This is a genomic window from Rhodococcus sp. NBC_00297, assembly GCF_036173065.1.
GTDB lineage: Bacteria > Actinomycetota > Actinomycetes > Mycobacteriales > Mycobacteriaceae > Rhodococcoides.
Window position 1 is genome coordinate 1,907,999 of the sequence record NZ_CP108041.1, and the last position, 23,003, is coordinate 1,931,001.

Annotated in this window: 22 protein-coding genes and 1 riboswitch; of the genes, 8 read left to right on the top strand and 14 right to left on the bottom strand. The window is 69.2% G+C overall.

Annotated features, from left to right (window positions below):
• Window positions 1-65 precede the first annotated feature (65 nt).
• Window positions 66-557 (top strand): inorganic diphosphatase, encoded by a 492-nt coding sequence (locus tag OG947_RS09100; protein WP_027506480.1) that lies wholly within the window; start codon window positions 66-68, stop codon window positions 555-557.
• A gap of 109 nt (window positions 558-666) precedes the next feature.
• Window positions 667-1,119 carry a histidine kinase gene (locus OG947_RS09105; protein WP_027506481.1) on the top strand — a complete coding sequence of 151 codons (453 nt, stop codon included), beginning with the start codon at window positions 667-669 and terminating at the stop codon, window positions 1,117-1,119.
• A gap of 24 nt (window positions 1,120-1,143) precedes the next feature.
• Here OG947_RS09105 and OG947_RS09110 read toward each other — a convergent pair whose 3' ends face one another.
• Entirely contained in the window at window positions 1,144-1,974 is an 831-nt protein-coding gene (locus OG947_RS09110) for a crotonase/enoyl-CoA hydratase family protein (RefSeq protein WP_027506482.1), read from the bottom strand.
• A gap of 68 nt (window positions 1,975-2,042) precedes the next feature.
• Between OG947_RS09110 and OG947_RS09115 the strand changes: the two genes are divergently transcribed.
• A complete protein-coding gene (locus tag OG947_RS09115; protein ID WP_027506483.1) occupies window positions 2,043-2,534 on the top strand; it encodes a YbaK/EbsC family protein in 492 nt (163 codons plus the stop codon).
• Window positions 2,535-2,537: 3 nt separating this feature from the next.
• Here the strand turns inward: OG947_RS09115 and OG947_RS09120 are convergent, their stop codons facing one another.
• A complete protein-coding gene (locus OG947_RS09120; protein ID WP_037186306.1) occupies window positions 2,538-2,954 on the bottom strand; it encodes a hypothetical protein in 417 nt (138 codons plus the stop codon).
• 132 nt (window positions 2,955-3,086) lie between these two features.
• A complete protein-coding gene (locus OG947_RS09125; protein ID WP_328813739.1) occupies window positions 3,087-4,340 on the bottom strand; it encodes an aminotransferase class V-fold PLP-dependent enzyme in 1,254 nt (417 codons plus the stop codon).
• A gap of 63 nt (window positions 4,341-4,403) precedes the next feature.
• Window positions 4,404-4,519, bottom strand: a riboswitch (SAM riboswitch).
• Between the two features lie 163 nt (window positions 4,520-4,682).
• On the opposite strand from OG947_RS09125, the gene OG947_RS09130 reads away from it, so the two are divergent.
• Window positions 4,683-8,543, top strand: coding sequence for a Pls/PosA family non-ribosomal peptide synthetase (locus tag OG947_RS09130; protein ID WP_328813740.1), 3,861 nt, complete (start codon window positions 4,683-4,685; stop codon window positions 8,541-8,543).
• Window positions 8,543-9,841, top strand: coding sequence for a M1 family metallopeptidase (locus OG947_RS09135; protein ID WP_328813741.1), 1,299 nt, complete (start codon window positions 8,543-8,545; stop codon window positions 9,839-9,841). The genes OG947_RS09130 and OG947_RS09135 overlap by 1 nt, the downstream gene beginning before the upstream one ends.
• On the opposite strand, the gene OG947_RS09140 is transcribed toward OG947_RS09135, so the two are convergent.
• The 9 genes from OG947_RS09140 to OG947_RS09180 all read right to left on the bottom strand — a co-directional run bounded on the left by OG947_RS09140 (window position 9,824) and on the right by OG947_RS09180 (window position 19,043).
• On the bottom strand, window positions 9,824-11,035 hold the full coding sequence (locus OG947_RS09140; RefSeq protein ID WP_222646837.1) for an MFS transporter: 1,212 nt from the start codon (window positions 11,033-11,035) through the stop codon (window positions 9,824-9,826). The genes OG947_RS09135 and OG947_RS09140 overlap by 18 nt on opposite strands.
• A gap of 11 nt (window positions 11,036-11,046) precedes the next feature.
• Entirely contained in the window at window positions 11,047-11,703 is a 657-nt protein-coding gene (locus OG947_RS09145; RefSeq protein WP_037186307.1) for a GntR family transcriptional regulator, read from the bottom strand.
• Between the two features lie 282 nt (window positions 11,704-11,985).
• Window positions 11,986-13,764: an acyl-CoA dehydrogenase gene (locus OG947_RS09150; RefSeq protein ID WP_222633185.1), complete on the bottom strand. Its 1,779-nt coding sequence runs from the start codon at window positions 13,762-13,764 to the stop codon at window positions 11,986-11,988.
• 19 nt (window positions 13,765-13,783) lie between these two features.
• Complete coding sequence (locus tag OG947_RS09155; RefSeq protein WP_328813742.1) at window positions 13,784-14,356, bottom strand: methylated-DNA--[protein]-cysteine S-methyltransferase; 573 nt, start codon at window positions 14,354-14,356, stop codon at window positions 13,784-13,786.
• Window positions 14,353-14,820 (bottom strand): RNA polymerase sigma factor, encoded by a 468-nt coding sequence (locus OG947_RS09160; protein WP_027506491.1) that lies wholly within the window; start codon window positions 14,818-14,820, stop codon window positions 14,353-14,355. The genes OG947_RS09155 and OG947_RS09160 overlap by 4 nt, the downstream gene beginning before the upstream one ends.
• A 191-nt stretch (window positions 14,821-15,011) precedes the next feature.
• Window positions 15,012-15,863 (bottom strand): esterase/lipase family protein, encoded by an 852-nt coding sequence (locus OG947_RS09165; RefSeq protein WP_051613520.1) that lies wholly within the window; start codon window positions 15,861-15,863, stop codon window positions 15,012-15,014.
• Between the two features lie 47 nt (window positions 15,864-15,910).
• Window positions 15,911-16,696: a M23 family metallopeptidase gene (locus tag OG947_RS09170; RefSeq protein ID WP_231476416.1), complete on the bottom strand. Its 786-nt coding sequence runs from the start codon at window positions 16,694-16,696 to the stop codon at window positions 15,911-15,913.
• Window positions 16,697-16,758: 62 nt separating this feature from the next.
• Window positions 16,759-18,474 carry a flavin monoamine oxidase family protein gene (locus OG947_RS09175; protein WP_222638890.1) on the bottom strand — a complete coding sequence of 572 codons (1,716 nt, stop codon included), beginning with the start codon at window positions 18,472-18,474 and terminating at the stop codon, window positions 16,759-16,761.
• Window positions 18,471-19,043 (bottom strand): helix-turn-helix domain-containing protein, encoded by a 573-nt coding sequence (locus OG947_RS09180; RefSeq protein WP_328813743.1) that lies wholly within the window; start codon window positions 19,041-19,043, stop codon window positions 18,471-18,473. The genes OG947_RS09175 and OG947_RS09180 overlap by 4 nt, the downstream gene beginning before the upstream one ends.
• A 75-nt stretch (window positions 19,044-19,118) precedes the next feature.
• Between OG947_RS09180 and speB the strand changes: the two genes are divergently transcribed.
• On the top strand, window positions 19,119-20,060 hold the full coding sequence (gene speB / locus OG947_RS09185) for an agmatinase (RefSeq protein ID WP_027506493.1): 942 nt from the start codon (window positions 19,119-19,121) through the stop codon (window positions 20,058-20,060).
• On the opposite strand, the gene OG947_RS09190 is transcribed toward speB, so the two are convergent.
• A complete protein-coding gene (locus OG947_RS09190) occupies window positions 20,024-20,677 on the bottom strand; it encodes a DedA family protein (RefSeq protein WP_051613522.1) in 654 nt (217 codons plus the stop codon). The genes speB and OG947_RS09190 overlap by 37 nt on opposite strands.
• Before the next feature lie 40 nt (window positions 20,678-20,717).
• On the opposite strand from OG947_RS09190, the gene OG947_RS09195 reads away from it, so the two are divergent.
• Both OG947_RS09195 and OG947_RS09200 read left to right on the top strand, forming a co-directional pair.
• Window positions 20,718-21,176, top strand: a complete 459-nt coding sequence (locus OG947_RS09195) for a hypothetical protein (RefSeq protein ID WP_328813744.1) — start codon at window positions 20,718-20,720, stop codon at window positions 21,174-21,176.
• Between the two features lie 200 nt (window positions 21,177-21,376).
• The gene (locus OG947_RS09200) at window positions 21,377-22,189 is read left to right on the top strand and encodes a GAF and ANTAR domain-containing protein (protein ID WP_056443510.1); all 813 of its coding nucleotides are present in this window, start codon (window positions 21,377-21,379) and stop codon (window positions 22,187-22,189) included.
• Here OG947_RS09200 and OG947_RS09205 read toward each other — a convergent pair whose 3' ends face one another.
• A complete protein-coding gene (locus OG947_RS09205; protein WP_328813746.1) occupies window positions 22,190-22,936 on the bottom strand; it encodes a 3-hydroxybutyrate dehydrogenase in 747 nt (248 codons plus the stop codon). It abuts the gene before it with no gap.
• Between the last annotated feature and the right edge of the window lie 67 nt (window positions 22,937-23,003).

Below are 23,003 nucleotides of genomic sequence, written 5' to 3' on the forward strand. Positions count from 1 at the left end.
ACGACTGCACGACAGTACGTGGCCGCCGAGCAGGTAGCCGGGCCACCGAGCAAAGGACAGTGGACGTGAAGTTCGACGTGACCATCGAGATCCCCAAGGGTCAGCGCAACAAGTACGAGGTCGACCACGAGTCCGGGCGAGTACGCCTGGACCGCTACCTCTACACGGCGATGGGCTACCCCGCGGACTACGGCTTCATCGAGAACACCCTCGGTGAGGACGGCGATCCGCTCGACGCGTTCGTCCTGCTGCCGGAGTCCGTGTTCCCCGGTGTCCTCGTCGAGGCCCGCCCCGTGGCGATGTTCAAGATGGTCGACGAGGCCGGCGGCGACGACAAGGTGCTGTGCGTCCCGGCGGGCGATCCGCGGTGGGACCACATCCAGGATCTCTCGGACGTCTCGCAGTTCGAGCTCGACGCGATCGAGCACTTCTTCCTGCACTACAAGGATCTCGAGCCGAACAAGCACGTCACCGGGTCCAACTGGGTCGGCCGCGCCGAGGCCGAGGCGGAGTTCGAGGCATCGGTCGAGCGCCTGAAGAACCAGGGCGACCACTAGAGACCGTCGGAAACCCGGATGCGGTGCTGTCCGCTGATAGCATCGCATCCGCGGTCCCCCGGGCCGTGTCAGGACGAACGAGCCACGACGTAAGGGTGCGGTACCACCGATGAGTGACGCTGTGAGCGACCGGAGAAATCCCACGTCCGAGGCGGTCTCGACCACGACGCAGTTCCCGTCACTGCCGGTGACCGTCGTGCTCGACCGCATTCCGTTGGCCGTCCTCGCCGTCGAGCCCGGCGGCACGGTCGTCTTCGCCAACGAGGCCTTCGACGAACTGATGGGCTTCGACGAGGAGTCCCCCCGGTCGAACGAGACCCTCACACTGCAGGACATCTTCCCGGCCAACGAACCGCTCGGAGTCAACATCGCCGAGACGTTCCTGACCACCGTCGCCACCCGCGCCGACTCGCTCTGGCGCATGACGGACTCGAAGGGCGACATCCTCCAGGTCCGGGCGAGCAAGTCGATCCTGCGCCGCGCTGAGGACTCGGTGGTGCTCGTCGTCCTCGAGGACTTCACCGATCAGCTGTGGAACGACCCGAAGAGCGCCTTCCGCTGATCGGGCCGCTCCACCGGGGTCTCTCTACTTGCCCTGGAACGACGCGGGGCGCTTCTCGAACACCGAGGTGATGGCCTCCGTCAGATCCTCGGACGGCAGGAAAGCAGCGTTCCACGCGGCGACGTAGCGCAGCGAATCCTCCACTGCCGCAACGCGACCGTGGTCGAGAACCGCCTTGATCCCGTGCACCACGAGAGGCGGGTTCGCCGCGATCTCGGTGGCCGTGGCACGCGCTGCGGCGAGCACGGCCTCCGCGTCGTCGAACACGTCGTTGACCAGACCGATCTGCTGCGCCCGGGCACTGTCGATGTCTTTTCCGGTCAACGCGAGTTCGCGAAGATGACCGTCGCCGATGATCGCGGGCAGACGGGCGAACGACCCCATGTCCGCCACGATGGCGACCTTCACCTCGCGCACACTGAACTTCGCGTCCGCGCTGGCGTAGCGGATGTCGGCGGCCGAGATGAGATCGATCCCACCGCCGATGCACCACCCCTGCACGGCGGCCACCACGGGCTTGCGGCAGTCGGCCACCGCGTTGATCGACGCCTGCATGCGCTTGATCATGTCGTGGAACGTGCTGCGCGGACCGGCCTGTGCCTTGTCCCCCATGACCGCACCGAAATCGCCTGCCATGGCGGGCAGGTCGAGACCGTAGCTGAAGTTGCGGCCCGAGCCGGCGAGCACGATGGCGCGTACCTCGGGGTCCGCGTCGAGCGCGGAGAAGACGAGAGGCAGTTCCGACCAGAAGTCGGGACCCATCGCATTGCCCTTGTTCGGGCCGATGAGGGTCACCGTCGCGACATGGGCGTCGGTCGTCACCGTGAAGGCTTTCCACGCATCCGTGTGTGTCATCCGGTCAGGATAGCCAGCGCTCCCGCTCACCGGATGTCCCGGCGGCGTGGACTGACTATCCTGCGACCATGACGCGGATCCACCATCCCGCTGCGGCACACGTGTCGGACGTTCTGATCGCCCGAGGTCATCACGGCGTGATCGTGACGCAGTCCGAGCCGACGCACACGGCGCGTCAGGCCGCGGCGGTGAGCGGGGTTCCGCTCGGTGCCGTCTGCAAGTCGCTGGTGTTCCTGCTCGACGACGACCCGGTGTTGCTGCTGGTGTCGGGTGCACACAACGTGGACCTCGATGCCACCGGTCGACGTCTCGAGGGCACGCTGACCCGCGCACCGATCGACGTGGTCGAACACGCCACCGGGCAACCGGTGGGCGGGATCGCTCCCGTGGGCCACCCGACGAATCTGCCGACGTTCGTCGACACGGCGCTGGAACGCTTCGAACGGCTGTGGGCTGCAGCGGGTCACCCCGCGACCCTCTTCCGCACGACCTACCCCGAACTGCTGCGCATCACCGCCGGGCTCGCTGTGGACATGGGCCCCGAGACCCGCGAGGGCTGAGCCTCAGGACGCGCGCAGGCGCCGAACCTCCAGGGCGGGCACCACCTCGGTGGTGATCGCCCGGACGACGGACTCCCGCGTCTGCTCCACCACCGGACGCAGGGTCACGCCGTCCGCCACGTCGACCGTCACGATGTCGGCGACGAGGCCTGCGAGACCCGACGCGGTGCCGACGTACTGCAGCGTGCCGGGGCGAGGCTTGCTGTCCGACGCCAGCACCTCGCGGCGGGCGGTCCGGGCGTCGGCGGCGATGTGCACGTCGATGTCCACCACGACGCGAGCACCGGGGTGCTCGGCCTTGAGGGTCGCGTAGCGGCTCTGGGCCTCGGAGAGATCGGCGGCGGAGAACCGGACGACGTCCGGGGAGGTACCGGAGACGCCGTCGAGGAAGACGAGGGAGTCGGAAGACACCGTGGTCATGAGTTGTCCAGTCAGTCGTGGGTGCAGCGGTGGCTGTGAGGTGAAGTGAGTCGCACGATCACCGGAACGGACAGGCGCTCGAGGTCGCACGGCAGAGGTCGACGTGTCGTCGACCCCACAACCTGCTCCTCGTCATGATGCTGATGCTAACGATCCGGTGGTGACGCGATCCCGCAGTGAGAGGCACGTCACACGCACCGCCTCCACGAACCGGTCGACATCGTCGGCGGTGGTCCCCAGCCCGATGCTCGCCCGCACGGCACCGTCGGCCGCGCCGACCCGCGAGAGGAGGGGGTGGGCGCAGAACTTCCCGGCCCGCACCGCGATGCCGTGATCGTCGGCCAGCGCGGTGGCGAGTGCACCCGCGTCGACACCGTCGACGGTGAAGGACACGATGCCGACGATGTCGGCGGAGTCGCTCCACAGGCGGAGGACCGACACACCGGCCAGAGCGGTGAGCCCGCCGAGCAGGGCGCCCGTGCACTCCTGATCGTGAGTGGCGATGGCACCGTGGCCGATCGCGCCGATCTCGTCGCACGCCGCGGCGATCGCGACGGCGCCGAGGAGATTGGGTGTGCCGGCCTCGTGCCGCGCCGGGGACGGCGCCCAGTCGATGTCGACCGACGCACCGAGGACGGACACGTGCCGGGTGGCTCCACCGCCCGCGAGGTACGGCTCGGCCACATCGAGCCAGTCACGCCGTCCCACGAGCACTCCCGCTCCGAAGGGCGCGTACAGCTTGTGACCACTGAAAGCCAGGTAGTCGATGCCCGCCGCGGTGATGTCCACGGCGCGGTGCGGAACGAGTTGCGCCCCGTCGACGAGGATGCGGGCACCGTGTCGGTGCGCCAGATCCGCGAGTCGATCGAGGGGCAGGACCTCGCCCGTCACGTTGGAGGCACCCGTGACGGCAAGCAGCGCAGCAGGTCTCGACGCGAGTTCGTCGCCGAGCCGAGTCAGAGTCTCCTCGACCGAGTCCGCCGATCGCACCACCCGGCGGTTCCGCCACGGCAGCAGATTCGCGTGATGCTCGACGTCCAGCACCACCGTGTCCCCGGGAACGCAGCCCGCCAGGAGATTCAGCGCGTCGGTGGTGTTCCGCGTGAACACGACCACGTCGTCGGGATCCGCGCCGCAGAAGCGGTGCACCGTGTTCCGGGCGGACTCGTACTCCCGGGTGCAGACCTGCGACTTGTGGCCGGCGCCGCGGTGCACACTCGCGCAGTGCGGCAACACCTCTCGTACTCGCTCGACCACCGCGTCGAGCGCGGGAGCGCTGGCCGCGTAGTCGAGATCGATGCTGCGAGTGGTGCGGCCGTCGGCACACGTCACCTGCTGATCGCGGCCGTGCACGGATGCGATGGGGCGCTGCAGAACTGTGGTCATGAGGAATCCCTCCGTCGAGGGATCGACGCACGGCACGAGGGCCGCGATCTGACGAGAGGCGTCGATCCGCGCTTGCCGCCTCCGTCGTCGGAGCGCGGCCAGGTCGTCACCCGGAGCACCCCACCGCGGAGGAGGGTTGCCGACCAGCGAGCCGGGGCTTGATGCTGGTACTCGTGACCTGGAAGCAGGATGGCAAACGGTCGCCCGAGTTGTCAACCGGTTCGCGGCACGCGCGCCGGGTCGGCGGAGTTGTTCACCAACCCGCAAACTGGGCGTGCAATAACGTGTCGTCACACCCGCCAGCGTTCCGTCGTCCCTGTTCGATGCGAGAGGCCGTTCGTCTTGTCACTGCAGACCCGTGTTCCCGAGGCCTACCTCCGTTCCTCCGTGGCGGCCCCGGTGCGCACCCTCGTCGACATCCTCGAGGACACCGCTCGGGCATTCCCCGATGCGCCGGCCATCGACGACGGCGACACCACCATCAGTTACAGCGAACTGCTCGACAACATCGACGAGGGCGCTCGGTGGCTGTCCCGACACGGCGTCTGCGCCGGCGATCGCGTCGGGGTCCGCATGCCGTCGGGCAGTTACTCGCTCTACGCGGCGATCCTGTCGGTCATCGCCGCCGGTGCGGCCTACGTCCCGGTGGACGTCGACGACCCGGACGAGCGGGCCGAGCTGGTGTTCTCGGAGGCCGGCGTCACCGCGATCATCGCGGACGGCGGCGTGACCCGAACCGACACCGCGGGGACCGGTCGCGCGGTCGGCCATCCCACACCCGACGACGACGCCTGGGTCATCTTCACCTCGGGCTCGACCGGCAAGCCCAAGGGCGTCGCGGTGAGCAATCGCAACGCGGCGGCGTTCGTGGACGCCGAGGCACGACTGTTCCTGCAGGACCGACCCATGGGCCCGGGCGATCGAGTGCTGGCGGGGCTCTCCGTGGCGTTCGACGCGTCGTGCGAGGAGATGTGGCTCGCCTGGCGCAGTGGCGCGTGCCTCGTTCCCGCGCCGCGCTCCCTCGTACGCAGTGGCATGGACCTCGGCCCCTGGCTCGTCGCACGTGACATCAGCGTGGTGTCGACGGTGCCGACCCTGGCGGCGCTGTGGCCTCGCGAAGCGCTCGAGGACGTCCGGTTGCTCATCTTCGGAGGCGAGGCCTGCCCGCCGGATCTCGCTGAGCGACTGGCTGTTCCGGGCCGTGAGGTCTGGAACACCTACGGGCCCACCGAGGCCACCGTCGTCGCCTGCGCCGCTCTCATGGACGGTGTCGGACCGGTGCGCATCGGGCTGCCGCTCGACGGATGGGACCTCGCCGTCGTGGGCCCGGACGAGGAGCCTGTCGCGGTGGGCGAGGTGGGTGAGCTCGTCATCGGTGGCGTCGGCCTCGCGCGTTACCTCGATCCGGTGAAGGACGCCGAGAAGTACGCTCCCATGGCGACTCTCGGATGGGACCGCGCCTACCGCAGCGGCGATCTCGTGCGGCTCGAGCTCGAGGGGCTGCTCTTCCAGGGCCGCGCCGACGATCAGGTGAAGGTCGGCGGGCGCCGCATCGAGCTCGGTGAGGTGGACAACGCCCTGCAGGCCCTCCCCGGTGTGAGCGGCGCAGCCGCCGCAGTGCGGACCACCGGCTCCGGAACACCCGTGCTGGTGGGCTATCTCGCCAGCACCGACCCGGACTTCGACCTCGTCCGCGCGCGCGAGCTCCTCGCGGAACAGCTTCCCGCCGCGATGGTTCCGCGTCTCGCACTCGTCGACGAACTGCCCACCCGCACCTCCGGCAAGGTCGACCGCGCGGCTCTGCCGTGGCCGCTGCCCAAGCGTGGTTCGACTCCGGACGACGCCTCTCTCGCCGGGACCGCCGGCTGGGTGGCCGAGCTGTGGAGCGACGTGCTGGGCGCCGAGATCGGATCCCTGGACGCGGACTTCTTCGCTGCCGGTGGCGGATCGCTCTCGGCCGCACTGCTCGTGACCCGATTGCGCGAGCGTTTCCCCGAGATCACGGTCGCGCAGCTCTACGACCATCCGCGACTCGGCTCGCTCGTCGCGTTGCTCGACTCGCTCGTCCCCCCGCCGGTGACCGCGAAGCGCATCGTGGTCCCCACACCCCGGACGGCCCAGGTGGTGCAGGTCCTCGCGACCCTGCCGCTGACGACGTTGACCGGGCTGCAATGGGTGACCTGGCTCGGCATCATGGCGAACACATTCAGCTGGTTCGCTCCCCGCCCCTGGCTGCCGACGGTGTCCTGGTGGTGGCTCGCGCTCGGGTTCCTGCTGTTCGTGACGCCCGTGGGCCGGATGGCGATCTCCGTCGCCGGATCACGGCTCCTCATGCGCGGCGTCACGGAGGGCGCCCATCCGCGCGGCGGCAGCGTGCACCTCCGGCTGTGGACCGCCAACCGGTTGACCGACGCCAGCGGTGCCTCGAACCTGTCGGGCGCGCCGTGGATGGTCTACTACGCCCGCGCACTCGGTGCGACGGTCGGCCGCGACGTCGATCTGCACACCCTGCCTCCGGTGACCGGCATGCTGACTCTCGGTGACGGCTGCTCGCTCGAGCCGGAGGTCGATCTGTCCGGCTACTGGATCGACGGCGACGTCGTGCACATCGGCTCGATCGAGGTCGGCGCCGGCGCCACGGTGGGTGCGCGGTCGACCCTGCTCCCCGGAGCCAGGATCGGCCGCCGCGCCGAGATCACTGCGGGATCGGCCGTCTCCGGCAAGGTCAAGGCCGGTCAGCAGTGGTCCGGCTCGCCCGCCGCGAAGGTCGGCAAGGCGATGCACCCGTGGCCCGACGAGGCGCCGCCGCGCGGTCGCGGCTGGGTGCCCGTCTACGGCGTGACGTCGCTGTTGCTGTCGGGACTTCCCCTCCTGTCCATTGCTGCGGGCCTGCTCCTCGTCGCCGTCGGAGTCGCGCACGCGACCACCCTGCCCGGTGCGATCGGCCTCGGGCTGGCGCTGCTCGCTCCCGCCACTGCGGTGTCGTTGCTCGTCTTCGCAGCGGTCACGCTCGTGTCCGTGCGGTTGCTGTCGATCGGGCTGATTCCCGGCCACCACGCGGTACGCAGTCGCATCGGCTGGCAGGTGTGGGCCACCGAACGCCTGATGGACTCGGCCCGTACGTTCCTCTTCCCGCTCTACGCGAGTCTGCTCACTCCGGGATGGCTCCGGCTGCTCGGCGCGACCATCGGCAAGGACGTGGAGGCGTCGACGGTCCTGATGGTCCCGAAGTTCACGACAGTCGGCGACGGTGCCTTCCTGGCGGACGACACCATGATCGCCAGCTACGAGCTCGGCGGCGGCTGGATGCTGCTCGGCGAGGCCAAGGTGGGCAAGCGTGCGTTCCTCGGCAACTCCGGCATGGCGGCCGCGGGTCGACGCGTGCCGAAGAACGGCCTCGTCGCCGTGCTGTCGGCCGCACCCGCCAAGGCGAAGTCGGGATCGTCGTGGCTCGGCAGCCCGCCGGTGCGCCTGCGCCGAGCGCCCAACTCGTCCGACACCACCCGCACCTTCGACCCGCCGCGGCGACTCAAGATCGCCCGCGCCGTGGTCGAGACCTGTCGACTCGTGCCCGTCGTCGTGTCGTTCGGCATCGGGTTCGGCGTCCTCGCCGCCCTGACCTGGATCGCCGGGACGCTGGGCTACTGGGCCGCCGCCCTGCTCAGCGGCGTCGTGTTGCTGATCGCCGGCGCCGTCGCGGCCGGAATCTCCGCCGTCGCCAAGTGGTCGCTCGTCGGCCGCATCGGTGCGGTGGAGCACCCGCTGTGGAGTTCGTTCGTGTGGCGCAACGAAGTGGCCGACACGTTCGTCGAGGTCGTCGCCGCCCCGTGGTTCGCCCGCGCCGCCGAGGGAACCCCGGTGCTGAACCTGTGGCTGCGCTGGCTCGGCGCCCACATCGGGAAGGGAGTCTGGTGTGAGACCTACTGGCTGCCGGAGGCCGACCTCATCACGCTCGGCGACGGTGCCACCGTCAACAGAGGGTGCGTCGTGCAGACACATCTGTTCCATGATCGGATCATGAGCATGGACACGGTGAGTTTGGGGGCGGGAGCCACGCTGGGCCCGCATTGCGTCGCACTGCCCGCAGCGGGAATCGGGGCGGGTGCCACGGTCGGACCGGCCTCGCTGGTCATGCGCGGCGACACCGTCCCCGAGTCGAGCCGGTGGCAGGGCAACCCCATCGCACCCTGGACCGAGAAGTGATGCCGGACTCTCCCATCGACCCGTACCTGCCGCAGAACGGCAACCGCGGGTACTCGGTCGAGCGATACGCCCTCGACCTCGAGTACAAGGTGCAGTCGAACCGCCTGTCCGGCAAGGCCGTCGTGCATGCGGTGGCCACCCGGTCGATCACCAAGTTCTCACTCGACATGGGTCCGGCCCTCACCCCGTCCAAGGTGAGTGTCGCCGGAATGCGCGGTGTCCGGTTCACCCATCGGGGCGGCAAGCTGACGGTCACGCTGCAGCGTGCCATCGACGTGGGCGCCTCCTTCACGGCCACCGTCGCCTACAGCGGCAACCCCGCACCGATTCGCAGCGTGTGGGGTGAGGTCGGGTGGGAGGAGCTCACCGACGGCGCCCTCGTCGCGAGCCAACCCAACGGCGCCGCATCGTGGTTCCCGTGCGACGACCATCCCAGTTCCAAAGCGGCGTACACCATCTCGATCACTGCCGATTCCCCGTACCACGTCGTCTCGAACGGCACACTGACGCGGAAGTACGTGAAGTCCTCGCGCACCACCTGGGTGTACGACCAGCCCGAACCGATGGCTTCATACCTCGCGACCGTGCAGATCGGCCAGTACGAGAAACACCGGGTCAGCGACTCCCCCGTGCCGATCGACGCGATCCTGCCGGCGCATCTGCGCCAGAACTTCGATCACGACTTCGGCCGTCAGCAGCAGATGATGGAGACGTTCGTCGAGTCGTTCGGCCCCTATCCGTTCGAGTCGTACTCCGTCGTCGTCACCGACGACGAGTTGGAGATCCCCGTCGAGGCACAGACGCTGTCGATCTTCGGCGCCAATCACTGTGACGGCGACCGCGAGTACGAGCGACTCGTCGCCCACGAACTGGCGCACCAGTGGTTCGGCAACAGCCTCACCATCGCGCGGTGGAGCGACATCTGGTTGCACGAGGGCTTCGCCTGCTACTCCGAGTGGATCTGGTCGGAGAGCTCGGGCGGACCGTCCGCGCACCAGGAGGCCACCCGGGCACACAGTCGCCTGTCGTCCCTGCCGCAGGACATCGTGCTGGGAGATCCAGGACCGGAGGACATGTTCGACGACCGCGTGTACAAGCGCGGAGCCCTTGCCCTGCACGCACTTCGGCGCACCATCGGCAACGCGGCGTTCTTCGATCTGATCCGCGAGTGGACCACGACCTTCCGCCACGCCACCGTGGCGACGTCGGACTTCGTCGGGTTGGCGAAGCAGTACGGCAGCACCGACGAGTTCTGGGAGTCCTGGCTCGAGAAGAAGCGGCTACCCCGACTGCCCTGACGGCAGGTGCGACCGCGTTCTCGTCGCGACGAGCGCCAATGACACCGCGGCGAGAACCGCACCGGCCGTGAACAGTTCGGGGTAGGTGATCGCGTCGGGGAACTCCTGCACGAGCAGCGCCAGAATTGCCGGCACCGCGAAGCCGAGGTAGGTCACCGAGTAGAACACCGCGGTGAGTCCGGCCAGATCACGCGGTCCCGCGATGCGCTGCACCTCCTGCAGGCCCGACACCATCGCCATGCCGTAGCCGCACCCGAGCACCGCGGCGGCGAGCAGCGCCATCGGGATCGTCAGCACGTCGGCGGCGACCGAGACCAGCACCATGCCGACGACGATGATGCCCAGCGCGACCAGGACGGCGCGCGCACTCGACGCGGTGTCGATGCGTCGGCCGACGGCCTGGATCGCGAAGCCGGACGACAGCGCGACCACGCCGAGCAGTGCGGAGAACGCGATGGGGAACGCGCCGGAGTGGTCGGCCATCAGACCGGGCAGCACTGCGTACGCGACGCTGGCCGCGCCGAAGACCCACGGCGCCATGGGAAGAACGACGGACACGAACCGACGGTGACCCGCCGACGGGATACGCAGATCGGACAGCAACGAGGCGCCGTCCACCGCACGCGCTCGCGTCTCGGGCACCCCGAGCAGGGCCACGGTGGCCAGTGCTGCCAACGCGACGTGCACCAGGTACGGCAGCACCTCGGGCCACGGCGCCCACTGCGCGAGCACCCCGGCGACCCCTGCGCCCGTGGCGAATCCGCCCGTGAGCGACATGGCGGCACGGCGGGCACCCGAGCCGTCCGTGGACAGCTCCTTCAACCAACTGCCGCCGACGGCCATACCCAGCCCCAACGCGATGCCGCTGAGCACGCGGCCGGTCGCGAGGATCGGGGCCGAGTGCGCGCCGAGGGCGATGACGAGAGATCCCGCGGCGGCGACGGCCGGCGCGGGCACCATGAGCGGCCGCCGTCCGTAGCGATCCGAGAGCGGGCCCCCGATCAGCAGGGCCGGCACGATGCCGACGACGTAGGCGAAGAGGAACACGTCGACGACGACGGGTGAGAAGCCGTGACCCTCGCGGTACATCACGAGGAGCGGCGTGAACTCGTTGCCGCCCCAGGCGACGGCGAGCATGCCGAGCGCCACGGGCAGCCAGGTGCGGGTGGTGGTCGTGCGGTCGAGAACGGTCATGGTGGGGTCCTTCAGCGGATTCCACGCGGCAGCGCGTGCGTGGCTGCCATGTGGAGGGAGAGGGCGTCGTCGTACGCGGCGACGTCGCCCTGCTCGACGAGTGCGGTGAGACGGGTGTGGTCGCCGATGATCGACGCCAACACGTCCGGATTGCGCGCCACGGAGTTCGCGGTCATGCGGCGCTGCCGGTCGCGCAATCCTGAGTAGAAGGTCGACAGCAGGGGGTTGTCCCCGTGCGTGACGACGATGGTGTGGAAGTCTGCGTCCTCGGCAGCGAAGCCGAGGGAGTCGCCCGCCTCCGCGAGAACGCGCTGCCGGTCGAGGCTCTCCCGCATCTGTGCGGCAGCGGAGGCCCGGCTGCCCGGATCCTGTGCGAACGCTTCGAGCGATCCGGTCTCGACGAGTCGACGGGCGGCGACGAGATGGGTGGCCTCGTCGGGGGCGACGGGAACCACGAGGGCCCCGCGCTTGGGGTAGAGCCGCATCCATCCTTCGGCCGCGAGCCTGAGGAAGGCCTCACGGACCGGGGTGCGGCTGGTGCCGGTGCGCTCGGCGATCTGCCCCTCGCTGATCAGCTCCCCGCCCGGCAGCTCGCCGGAGACGATGAGCTCCTTGACCGTCGCGTACGCCCGGTCGGACGACGTCTCGGTTGCATCTGTGTTGCGCACATCTTGTATCTAAACAGTCGGCACACCGCGTTGCCAGGTGTGTGTGACGGGCATTACGCGGTACGCGCTGCTCGCCGCAACGCAGTTCGCCACCCGCACCCCTGATCGCGGGTGCGCCGAACGATCCGCGGAGCGCGGGCGCAGCGCCCGGTTCTCTGCGCACCGTGGAAGGTGCGCGCGGCGACGAGCGGTGCGCCCGGCGAGGCTCGAGCGCACCGCAGTTCGCCACCCGCACCCCTGATCGCGGGTGCACCGAACGATCCGTGGAGCGCGGGCGCAGCGCTACAGAACCGCGGTGTCGAGGTCCAGCGTCGTACGGTCCAGGTTCTCGAGCAGGTCGAACTGTGGGCCCGTCTTGGGGAGCTCGTACCGGAAGAAGTACTGCGCCGCGACACGCTTGCCGTCGTAGAAGGCGCCTTCCTTGTCGCCGATCGCGCGGAGCTGGTCGAGCCAGAGCCACGCGACGACCACGTGACCGGTCGCCTCGAGGTACGCGGACGAGTTGGCCAGCGCCACCTCGGCGTCGCCCTGACCCCACAGCGTGCCGGTGACGGCCACGAGGCGATCCACTGCCGCTCGCAGGGCGTCGGCGTACTCGCCCGACATCGCGTCGATGGTCTCCGTGATGGTCTCGACGAGGAGCTGAAGTCCTCGGCCGCCCTGCGCGACGACCTTGCGTCCGAGGAGGTCGAGGCCCTGGATGCCGTTCGTTCCCTCGTGGATGGGGTTGAGGCGGTTGTCGCGGTAGAACTGCTCGACGTTGTAGTCGCGGGTGTAGCCGTACCCGCCGTGCACCTGGATCGCGAGGTTGTTGGCCTCGAGGCACCACTGCGACGGCCACGCCTTGGCGATGGGGGTGAGCACGTCGAGGAGGAACCCGGCGCGATCCGCCGCGTCCTGCTCGCCGGTGATCTGCTCGTCGACCAGCCGCGAGCAGTACAGACCCAGGGCCAGACCGCCCTCGACGTAGGACTTCTGCGCGAGCAGCATGCGACGCACGTCGGAGTGGTCGATGATCGGCACCTGCGGGGCAGCCGGATCCTTGTCACCGACGGGCCGGCCCTGTGCACGGTCCCGGGCGTACGCCACCGAGTGCAGGTAGCCGGTGTAGCCCAGCGCGGTCGCGCCCATGCCGACGCCGATGCGCGCCTCGTTCATCATCTTGAACATGTACGACAGGCCCTTGTGTGGCTCGCCGACGAGATAGCCTGTGGCGCCCCCGTTCTCGCCGAATGCGAGGAGCGTGTTGGTGGTTCCGCGGTACCCCATCTTGTGGTTCAGGCCGACGAGGTTCACGTCGTTGCGCTCGCCCAGCGACCCGTCGGCGTTCACCAGCGTCTTGGGCACGACGAAGAGCGAGATGCCCTTCACGCCTGCCGGACCGCCGGGGATCTTGGCGAGGACGAGGTGCACGATGTTCTCACCGAGTTCGTGCTCGCCGCCCGAGATCCACATCTTGGTTCCGGTCACCGCGTAGGTGCCGTCACCCTGCTCGACGGCCTTGGTGGTGATGTAGGCGAGCGACGATCCGGCACCGGGCTCGGACAGGCACATGGTCCCGTGGAAACGGCCTTCGAGCATGGGCCGGACATAGGCGTCGACCAACTCCTCGCTGCCGTACTCGATGAGGAGATTGGCGTTGCCGATCGTGAGGAAGGGATAGGTCGCGGTGCCGGTGTTCGCGGCCTGGAACCACGCGAGCGACGCCTTCGACACCGTGGTCGGCAGCTGCATGCCGCCGAGCGAGTCGTCGAACTGCCCGGAGATGAGGCCGGCGTCGTTGAACACCTTCAGCGCCTGCTCGACCTCGGGAATCAGGACGACCTTGCCGTCCTCGCCGACGTGCGGCTCGTTCGCGTCCGCCTTCTTGTTGTGCGGCGCGAAGTGCTTCACCGCGATCTGCTCGCTGAGCTCCATCACCGCGTCGAACGTCTCCCGGGAATGATCGGAGAAGCGCTTCCGCTCGGTCAACGACTCGACGTCGAGCCATTCGTAGAGGAGGAACTCGAGATCGCGACGAGACAGAACGAGGTGCGCGGGAACATCAGCAGCAGAGGACATGCTTCGAGACTAATACCGCCTAGTAGTTCTGTGTCTCGAGCTCGAGCAGAAGCTGCTTGGCGACCTCACCGCCGGCGTAGCGACCGGGCGTTCCGTCCGACCGCACCACGCGATGACACGGGATGACCAGGGGCAGCGGATTGCGCGCGCAGGCCGATCCCACGGCGCGGACGGCCTTCGGGCTGGCCGTCTCCGCGGCCACGGCGGCGTAGCTCCGGGTCTCACCGTAGGGGATGCGCTGGAGATGCGTCAGGACGTCGCGACGGAACCCTGCAGCGAGGCGCAGATCCAGGTCGACGTCGACGACGCGGGACGTCCCGGCGAAGAACGCGTCGAGCCCGCGGACCACCGGGTCGAGCCGGGCCGGCGCTCGGAGCACCCGCGGACTGATGCGGGTGGCCAGCGTCTGCAGGACCGTGTCGTGGTTCTCGACGTCGAAGGCCACGCGCACGACACCTCGCTCGGTGGCCGCCACGAGGAGCGTGCCGACGGGTGAGTCGAGGGTGCGGTACGCGACGTCGAGCAGTCCTTCCTCGGCGGCGCGGTGCGTCAGTCGCTCGTGGAGCGCGGTCAGTTCGGCGGCGGTGGTCACAGCAGCTCACTCCTCGTGGTCGTGCGGCGTAGCGTCGCGATGCCGTCGGCACATGCACGCCGGGCGGCTGTGGTCGAATTACCCAGCAGCGCAGCGACGTCCGCATGAGGGAGCCCCCCGATGTGGTGGTACGCGACGGCCAGTCGCTGAGTGTCGGGCAGGGCCGCGACCGCGGACCACAGGGCGTGGTTCTCGTCGGGCACCATCGTGGCGACGTCCGGAACGGAGTCGGTGGGCACGGGCCGGCGAGCTGCCGCGCGATGAACGTCGACGGCCTTGCGGTGCGCGATGGTCACCAGCCAGGCCTGCACGTTCGCGTCCTCGGGCAGATCGGGGTACGCCCGGAGTGCGGCGAGGAAGGTCTCCGACCACGCGTCGTCGGCGTCGACGGGACCGACCACGGCGCGACAGACCCGCAGCACCACGGGGCCGTGGGTGGCCACGACGGTCTCGAACGGAAGCATCACGATCAGTAAACGCGTGAGGGCGGCGGAACGTGAGAATCCACGGGATCGCGAGGTGCAACGAGCTGCGTGCACACCCCCTGCGTCAACCGCACACCCCCTCCAGCCTGCGGCAACGGGTGTTCACCACACGCCGGCCGTGTGCACACCCCTTCCAGCCGGCCACCGCACCAGCGCGCGCACCCCGACACTCAGCAGGGGCTGGGGACCCGATCGGCGTAGGACCGGTCGAGCCCGCGCTGCACCATCCACAGTGCGCGGGGGTCGGTGGTCAGTTCCATGTGCCCGGCGGTGTTGCTCGGGCAGCCGTCCTGCACCCAGACGTTGTCCACGGTCGCGCCCGGGCCCGCGGCGAGGAAGGTGTTCTCGGGCGGCGTGGAGACGGTGTCCGCGCGGGTGGCGATCACGGTGTAGTCGACGCCCGGGACGGTGTCGCCGCCCGCGTTGAGCACGTCGAGGAACGACGAGCCGACCATCTGCTGGACGAACGACGGTCCGACGGCCGCGGCGGCGACCTCGCCGACCGGCAGTCCGAACTGCTGCGCGAGCGATCCGACGAGCTGCCCCGCCGAGAACGTGGTGCCGTGATTGGTGGCGCCGAGGGTGACGAGGGTGTGCACGGCGTCGGCTCCACCTTCGAACTTCAGGTACTGACGCGCCACGACACCGCCCTGGGAGTGCCCGACGACGTCCACGTCGGCTGCGCCGGTGCGTGATCGGACGTCGTCGACGAAGGCACGCAGCTCTCGCGCGGACGTGGCGATGTCGTCGCCGCCGTAGGTCTGCAGCAGGTTCTCGCCGGGCTCGGCGCGGTAGCCGTACTCGAGTGTGAAGACGCAGTAGCCCTCCGCCTCGAGCTGCGGAGTGAGGGTGGACCAGGTGTCCGGACCGTCGACCCAGGTGCCGTGCACCAGCACGACGGGACGGGGATGCTCGGGTGAGCAGGAGCCGGCGGTGTCGGCCGCGGCCGGACCGGCGCCGAGAGGTGCGGTGCCCACGGCCACGGCGAGTGCCGTCGCCGCCGTCAGAAGTGCCCGTCTCATGCCCTCATCGTATCCGAGCGTGTTACTGGTGTGACGGATGGGACTCGTCAGTCGCCTTCCGGTCCGAGCGAGATACCGCGGCCGATCAACCACAGTTCGGGATCCACGTGCTTGTCCGCGACGACGGTCTCGAAGTGCAGGTGCGGCCCGGTGGAGTCGCCGCGGTTCCCCATCGTCGCGATCTGCTGCCCCGCCGCGACCCGCTGACCGGCCACCGCGACCAGGGTGTCCACGTGACCGTAGATGGACACGGTGCCGTCGTCGTGTCGCACGCGCACCCACAACCCGAAGCCGCTCGCAGGGCCGGCCTCGATCACCTGACCGTCCGCCACCGACAGGATCGGTGTGCCGATCGGGCCGGCGATGTCGATTCCGTTGTGCATCGTTCCCCACCGCGGGCCGAAACCGGACGTGTACGTGCCGCGAGCCGGTGAGGCGTAGCTACCGATGCGGGCGCCGATCACGGCCGGGGGCAGCTCGTACAGTCGGCGATCCTTCTCCTCGGCGCTCGCCGCCGTCGAGAGCACGGCGATCGCGGCCGCGTACTCCTCCTCCGCCGTGGCGCGGTTGACCTTCGCGATCTGGCGCAGCGGGCCCAGGTTGCGCTCCGGTTCCGCCAGGAAGCTCGGCCGCAGGTCCGCAGCGGGAGCGGCGACCGCCCCGACGGCCGGTTCCTCGGCCGTCGGCCGGGTCAGGTGGAACACGAGCACCGCGACGGCGAGCACGAGCACGATGGCCAGCGCCTGCGCCGAGACGGTCCGCACCGGAACGGTCGCAGGCGTCGTCACGGGCGGCCGATCGGCCGCCCGTGAGCGCGAGAGCAACTGAACCACCGGAGGAACGCTACCGCTCGGTAAGTCCTCCCGGACCGAGATTCACCGCGCCGGTCGACGCATCAGTCCCCGAGGCGGAGCGGGGCGATGCTCTCGAAGACGTCGCCCGGCCCGGGATTGTCCGGATGTGTCGATCCGCCGAGGTGGTTCATGACTCCCCACACCGCGTTGAGCGCGGTCTGGATGGCGCCCTCGGCCCATCCCGCCGTCCACGAGATGTCGTCGCCGGCGAGGAAGATCCCGCGATGCCGGGGGGCGAGCTCGTCCTGCACGAAGTGCGAGAACAGGCGTTCCTGATAGCGATAGTGGCCGGGCAGGTTGGCCTTGAAGGCACCCATGAAGTGTCGCTCGGTCTCCCACGACAGCGTCACCGGATCGGAGACGATGTGGCTGCGGAAGTCCACCCCGGGATAGATCTCCTCGAGCGATCCCAGCATCAGCGTCAACCGCTCGTCGGGTGAGAGCGGCAGCAGCTTCAGCGAGTCGTCGCTCCACGTGTACGACAGACAGATCACGCCGGGCCGATCGTCGCCGTGATCGAGGAGATACGTTCCCCGACTCAACCGGTCGGTGAGGGTCATGCTGACCAGTTCCCTCCCCGTCTCGGGGTCGACGTCCTTCCAGAACGGTCGGTCCACGAGCACGAACACCTTGGTCGACCCCATGTAGTGGGTGCGTTCGACGGCCGTCCAGTGATCGATGGGCAGCAGGTCGTCGTCGGTGTCGATCGTGTTGAGGAGCATCCAGCTCTGCGCGGTCACGACGACCGAGGCGAACTCGTCCGTCCGGCCCGAGGAGTCGGTCACCGCGAAGGTGTGGTCGCCGGTGGCGTCGTCGGTCCGTCGCCGGATCTCCGTGACACCCGGGCGGGGTGTGCCGCCGTGCAGCGACGCGACCGAGGTGCCCGCCGGCCAGTGCGCCGCGTCCGACACGGCCTCCGACCACAGACCACGTGGCAGGCGGCTGGATCCGCCGACGATGCCGCGGTGGTGATCGTCCGCCTCCGTGGCCACGACGCGCAGGATCTCGAGTATCGAGTTCGGGAAGTCGGTGTCCCAGCCACCGGTGCCGAAACCGACCTGCCCGAACAGCTCTCGACGCGCGAACGACGCGAAGTGGGGGGATCCGACGAGGAACCCGTAGAACGTCGTGTCGTCGAGTCGCACCACGAGGTCGTTCCAGATGCGCTTCACCGCCGCCGCGTCCCGGGCGCGGATGGCGCGCTGGAGAGGGACGAGTTCGGACTGTTCCTCGAGCGTGCGCTGCCACGCCCTGGCCACCTCGGCGTACTCGTCGGGGAGATCGGTCAGCTGCCGCGCGTAGTGACTGGTGCCCTTGAGGTCGATGACGGTGCTGGGCGTCGCCTCGGCGAGCGGGTTGGGGAACGGGGTGGTCTCGATGCCGAGGTGGTCGAGGTAGTGGAACAGGGCGGTGGACGACGGCGGGAACCGCATCGCGCCCATCTCGGCGACCGTGTCCTCGTGCCCCTCGAACGGGACCGAGTGCATGCGGCCGCCGATCCACCCCGCCTCGTACACCACGGGTTCGAGTCCCATCCGCAGCAGCTCCCGGGCGGCGACGGTGCCGGCGAGACCGGCACCGACGATGGCGACGCGGGTGCCGCGGCGCTCCGGAGGGACCGACCCGAGCCCGGCCGGGTGCGCGACGAAATCGTCGTAGGCGAAGGGGAAGTCGGGGCCGAACATGGTGACCGGCTGCTCACGGTCCCCTGCTGATCGCTCGTGGACCGAGCTGTCGGGAGTGACGGGCGTGGTCATGGGGTCGTCTCGATTCTGATTCTGTCGTGGCGGGATGGCAGGGACGGCGTCAAGACCCACAGCACCGTGGTGTCGACCTCCGCGCGGAAGCTGTGCCGACGACGAGGATCGAAGGTGAGCGCGTCACCGTCGTCGAGCTGCACGGTGCGCTCGTCGAGCGTCAGGATCAGCCGACCGGTGAGCACCAGGACGAACCCCACCTCGGCCGGCAGTTCGTACGACTCGTCGCCGCTGCCTCCTCCGCGCTCGATCCTGCCGTGGATGACCTGCACGCGCTGTTCGCCCGCCGGGGTCAGCAGGTACTCCGTCTGGGCATGACCCCCGAGGGCGATCGGGGGGTACTCGCCGGCGCGGACGACGTCGCCGTGCGGAACGTCGTCGAACAGCGACCCCATGGGAATCTCGAGCGCGTCGCACCAGCGCACCAGGACGGCGACGGACGCGGATGCGCGGTCGTTCTCGACCTTGGACAGGTATCCCTTGGTCACACCGACGGTCGACGCGAGCGCGTCGAGAGTGAGACGACGGGCGGCCCGGGCCTCCCGCAGCCGGTTTCCGATGGTGGACACGCCGCGATCATGCCCTGCTCCGCGTCAGGAAACAAGTGTTGACCAACCGCCTGAAGTGAGGAAACATCACTGCTCATGACCGACATCAGGGGACCTCTGGACGGCTCGCGATACCCGCGGTACATGGAACCGTCGACCTTCGCGCGGCTGCCGCGACTCGACGAGGTCTCCCGGGCCGACGTGAGCATCGTCGGAGTGCCCTTCGACTCGGGCGTGAGCTACCGGCCGGGCGCGCGCTTCGGTCCCGGCCACATCCGCGCGTCGTCCAAACTGCTCCGGCCGTACAACCCCGCGCTGGACGTGTCGCCGTTCGCGCACCGCCAGGTGGCCGATGCCGGCGACATCGCGGTCAATCCGTTCGACATCGCCGAGGCACTGACGACCGTCGAGCACGCGATCACCGATCTGCGCAAGGACGGCAGCACGGTCCTCACTCTCGGTGGCGACCACACCATCGCGCTGCCGATCCTGCGCGCGCTGCACCGCGACCACGGGCCGATCGCCGTGTTGCACTTCGACGCCCACCTCGACACGTGGGACACGTACTTCGGTGCACCCTTCACGCACGGGACACCGTTCCGACGGGCCAGCGAGGAGGGGCTGATCGACCTCGAGCGGTCGCAGCACATCGGGATCCGCGGTCCGCTGTACGGCAAGAAGGACCTCGAGGACGACGCCGTCCTGGGGTTTCAGATCATCCGGTCCGACGACTACGAGACGGACGGGGTGGCCTCGATCGTCGAGCGGATGCGCCGCCGTCTCGACACGGGCCCGGTCTACGTCTCCGTGGACATCGACGTCCTCGACCCGGCCCACGCCCCGGGCACCGGCACACCCGAGGCGGGCGGCATGACGTCGCGGGAACTGCTGAACACCCTGCGCGGGCTGGTGGGAGCGAACATCGTCGGTGCGGACATCGTCGAGGTCGCGCCCGCGTACGACCACGCGGAGATCACCGGAATCGCCGCGTCACACGTGGCCTACGAGCTGCTGTCGGTGCTCGCGCTGGGATCGTAGGCCCGCGCCGCGCCCTTCTCGGAGCGATGAGCCCGGACGCGCCACACGATCAGCGCGATCACCACCACCGCGACCACGATGATCGCCGCGTCCCGTCCCACCGTCTTCGCGACCTGTTCGTACGAGTTGCCGGCGACGAATCCGAGCACCACGAACCCCGTCCCCCAGACGAGCCCACCGAGTGCGTTGTACGCGAGGAACTTCGGGTACGGCATGCGCGACATCCCGGCCAACGCCGGCATCACCGCTCGGAAGAAGGCGACGAACCGGCCGAGGAAGACGGCCGTCCCGCCCTTGCGCGCCAACAGGTCCCGCGCCTTGTCCAGCTTGTCGCGACGCTTGTCCAGAATCTTCATGGCCAACAGTCGTGGGCCGAAGTGCTTGCCGATCTCGAAGCCCACCGAGTCACCCACCACGGCCGCGACGACCACGACCGCCGCCATCGCCACGACACTCACGTGGTCCTGACTCGCCGCGACACCGCCGATGACCGCGGCCGTCTCTCCCGGGATCACGAAACCGACGAAGATCGCGTCCTCGAGGAACACCAGCAGGAAGACGATGAGGAACACCCAGATCGGTGCGATGTCCAGCAGGCGCTCCATCACGGAAGTCATACGACCATGATGGCCCACAACCAGTGAATCGAGGTTCGATGTGGCTCCACGCAATCCGCACGCCATCGCGGACGGCATGATCGTGCGCAGTGTCACACGCCCGGATCGGGTCTTCCGGGTCAGCGGAAATCCCGGCGGGACTCGGGTCAATTTCGTGGCGCTGTCGCCGGGCACGCGCACCGTGGTGAACGGCAGCCCTCGCAACTACCGTCCCGAGACACCGGCCGAGGAGTTCGAGCGACTCGCGGACGCCGGGCGGGACGACGTGATCGAGGACGTCCGTCGGACCGAGCCGGCCGACGACGAATCGGCGGGTACGAGCGCCGTGGCGGACGAGCCGACAGACGACGATTCCGTCGCCACACTGTGCGTACGCATGCAGGATGCCGTCGCGCGCGTCGCCGACGGCGAGTGCGACCCGGACGACGCCGCCGCGATCGTCAGCGCCGCGGCCGCGCTCAATGCCGCCGTGATCGCGGAGCACGCACGCCGCGGTTGAGCCCACGACACGAAGAACCCCACCGGTGCGCAGGCACACAGTGGGGGTCTCCGAGACATCGGCGGGCTTCTTCACTCGACGGCTCTGGCACTTCGTGATGTCCGGACAACACGAGTACCTGATGCTTGCGATACCCGCTGGCCACCGAACTCAACCGGAGTCGCTGCTGGTGTCCCCGCGTCGTGCGATGATTCTCAACCGTGGAGAGCAGGGACAGCGCCGTGGCGGCGACAGCGGACTCGGAGCGCGCGGAGGCGGACGAGTCGACGTCGCGTGCGGCGGAGTTGGTCACCGAAGTGGCCACCGGGTCGGTCGCTCCCCGTCGACTCGCGGCCATGCTGAGCGTGGTCGGCGGCAGCGTCCGCGACGACGACCATCTGGCGGTGCTGCTGAAGCGCACCGCGGAGATCGCACACGAGGCCGTCGACGGTGCGTCCAGCGTCGGTGTGAGCATCCTGTTCGGCGGCCTGACGTACACGGCCGTGCACACCGACGACCGCACGCTCGAGGTCGACCGCCATCAGTACGAGATCGGTGAGGGTCCGTGCCTCGAGGCCGCCCGGACCGGGGAGATCGTGCGCGTCGACGTCGATGCGGCGCAGCAGCGCTGGCCGGAGTTCGTACACGCTGCCCGCGAGGAGGGCGTGCGCTCGTTCCTCGCCGCGCCCCTGCACACCGCCGACATGAAGCTCGGATCGTTCAACCTGTACGGCACCGCCCCCGACGCGTTCGGGTCGATCGACGAGTCGATCCTCGAGCTGCTGACGTCCACCGTGTCCACGGCGATCGGCGACTACGCGCGCGTGCGGTCGGCCCGCGAGGTCGCGTCGGGCCTGCAGGACGCACTCGAGCACCGCGCCCCCATCGAGCAGGCCAAGGGCATTCTCATGGCGCTGCACGGCGTCGACAGCGACACCGCGTTCGGCATGCTGTCCGCGGAGTCACAGCGTGCCAACCGCAAGCTCCGTGACATCGCCCGCGACTTCGTGGAGAGCGTCTCGCGCGGCGAGTGATCAGCTCGCGCTCCAGCCGCCGTCCATCGTGTACGACGCGCCGGTGATCATCGATGCCTCGTCTCCGACGAGGAAGGACACCAGTGCGGCCACCTCCTCCGGCTCCACCATCCGCTTGATCGCACTCTCGGTCAGCAGCACCTTCTCGAGCACCTCGGACTCGTCGATGCCGTGGACGCGCGCCTGATCGGCGATCTGCTTCTCCACGAGGGGTGTTCGCACGTAGCCGGGGTTGACGCAGTTGCTGCGGACGCCCCGCTCGGCGCCTTCGAGAGCGGTGACCTTCGACAGTCCCTCCAGCGCGTGCTTCGCCGTGACGTACGCCGACTTGTTGGCCGATGCCCGGATGCCGTGCACGGACGACATGTTGACGATGCGTCCGTACCCGGACTCGTACATGTGCGGCAGAGCGGCACGCACCAGCAGGAACGGTGCCTCCACCATGAGTGTCAGGATGCGGCGGAACATCACCGGGTCGAAGTCCTCGATCGGCGACACGTGCTGGATTCCCGCGTTGTTCACCAGGATGTCGGTATCGAGGGTGAGGTCCGCGAGCGCGTCGACGTCGGAGAGATCCACCTGCCACGCGTCTCCCCCGATCTCGTGTGCCAGCGCCGTGGCGGCGTCACCGTCGAGGTCGGCGACGGTGACCCGGGCGCCGTTCGCCGCGAGGGCGCGGGCGATCGCGGCCCCGATTCCGCTGGCACCACCGGTGATGAGAGCCGATCGTCCTGTGAGGTCCGTCATGGTCACGAGTCTGTGCCCGTCGCGCTCCGTCTTCAATGACGACCTGCGCACCCGCTTCCTGCACAAG

Coding starts and splice junctions, on each gene's coding strand:
- OG947_RS09105 (WP_027506481.1), top strand. CDS start 667: ATGAGTGACGCTGTGAGCGACCGGAGAAATCCCACGTCCGAGGCGGTC.
- OG947_RS09205 (WP_328813746.1), bottom strand. CDS start 22,936: ATGACGGACCTCACAGGACGATCGGCTCTCATCACCGGTGGTGCCAGC.
- OG947_RS09175 (WP_222638890.1), bottom strand. CDS start 18,474: ATGACCACGCCCGTCACTCCCGACAGCTCGGTCCACGAGCGATCAGCA.
- OG947_RS09150 (WP_222633185.1), bottom strand. CDS start 13,764: ATGTCCTCTGCTGCTGATGTTCCCGCGCACCTCGTTCTGTCTCGTCGC.
- OG947_RS09165 (WP_051613520.1), bottom strand. CDS start 15,863: ATGAGACGGGCACTTCTGACGGCGGCGACGGCACTCGCCGTGGCCGTG.
- OG947_RS09125 (WP_328813739.1), bottom strand. CDS start 4,340: ATGACCACAGTTCTGCAGCGCCCCATCGCATCCGTGCACGGCCGCGAT.
- OG947_RS09110 (WP_027506482.1), bottom strand. CDS start 1,974: ATGACACACACGGATGCGTGGAAAGCCTTCACGGTGACGACCGACGCC.
- OG947_RS09115 (WP_027506483.1), top strand. CDS start 2,043: ATGACGCGGATCCACCATCCCGCTGCGGCACACGTGTCGGACGTTCTG.
- OG947_RS09160 (WP_027506491.1), bottom strand. CDS start 14,820: ATGCTTCCGTTCGAGACCGTCGTGGCCACCCACGGCCCCGTGGTGCTG.
- OG947_RS09135 (WP_328813741.1), top strand. CDS start 8,543: ATGCCGGACTCTCCCATCGACCCGTACCTGCCGCAGAACGGCAACCGC.
- speB (WP_027506493.1), top strand. CDS start 19,119: ATGACCGACATCAGGGGACCTCTGGACGGCTCGCGATACCCGCGGTAC.
- OG947_RS09120 (WP_037186306.1), bottom strand. CDS start 2,954: ATGACCACGGTGTCTTCCGACTCCCTCGTCTTCCTCGACGGCGTCTCC.
- OG947_RS09140 (WP_222646837.1), bottom strand. CDS start 11,035: ATGACCGTTCTCGACCGCACGACCACCACCCGCACCTGGCTGCCCGTG.
- OG947_RS09190 (WP_051613522.1), bottom strand. CDS start 20,677: ATGACTTCCGTGATGGAGCGCCTGCTGGACATCGCACCGATCTGGGTG.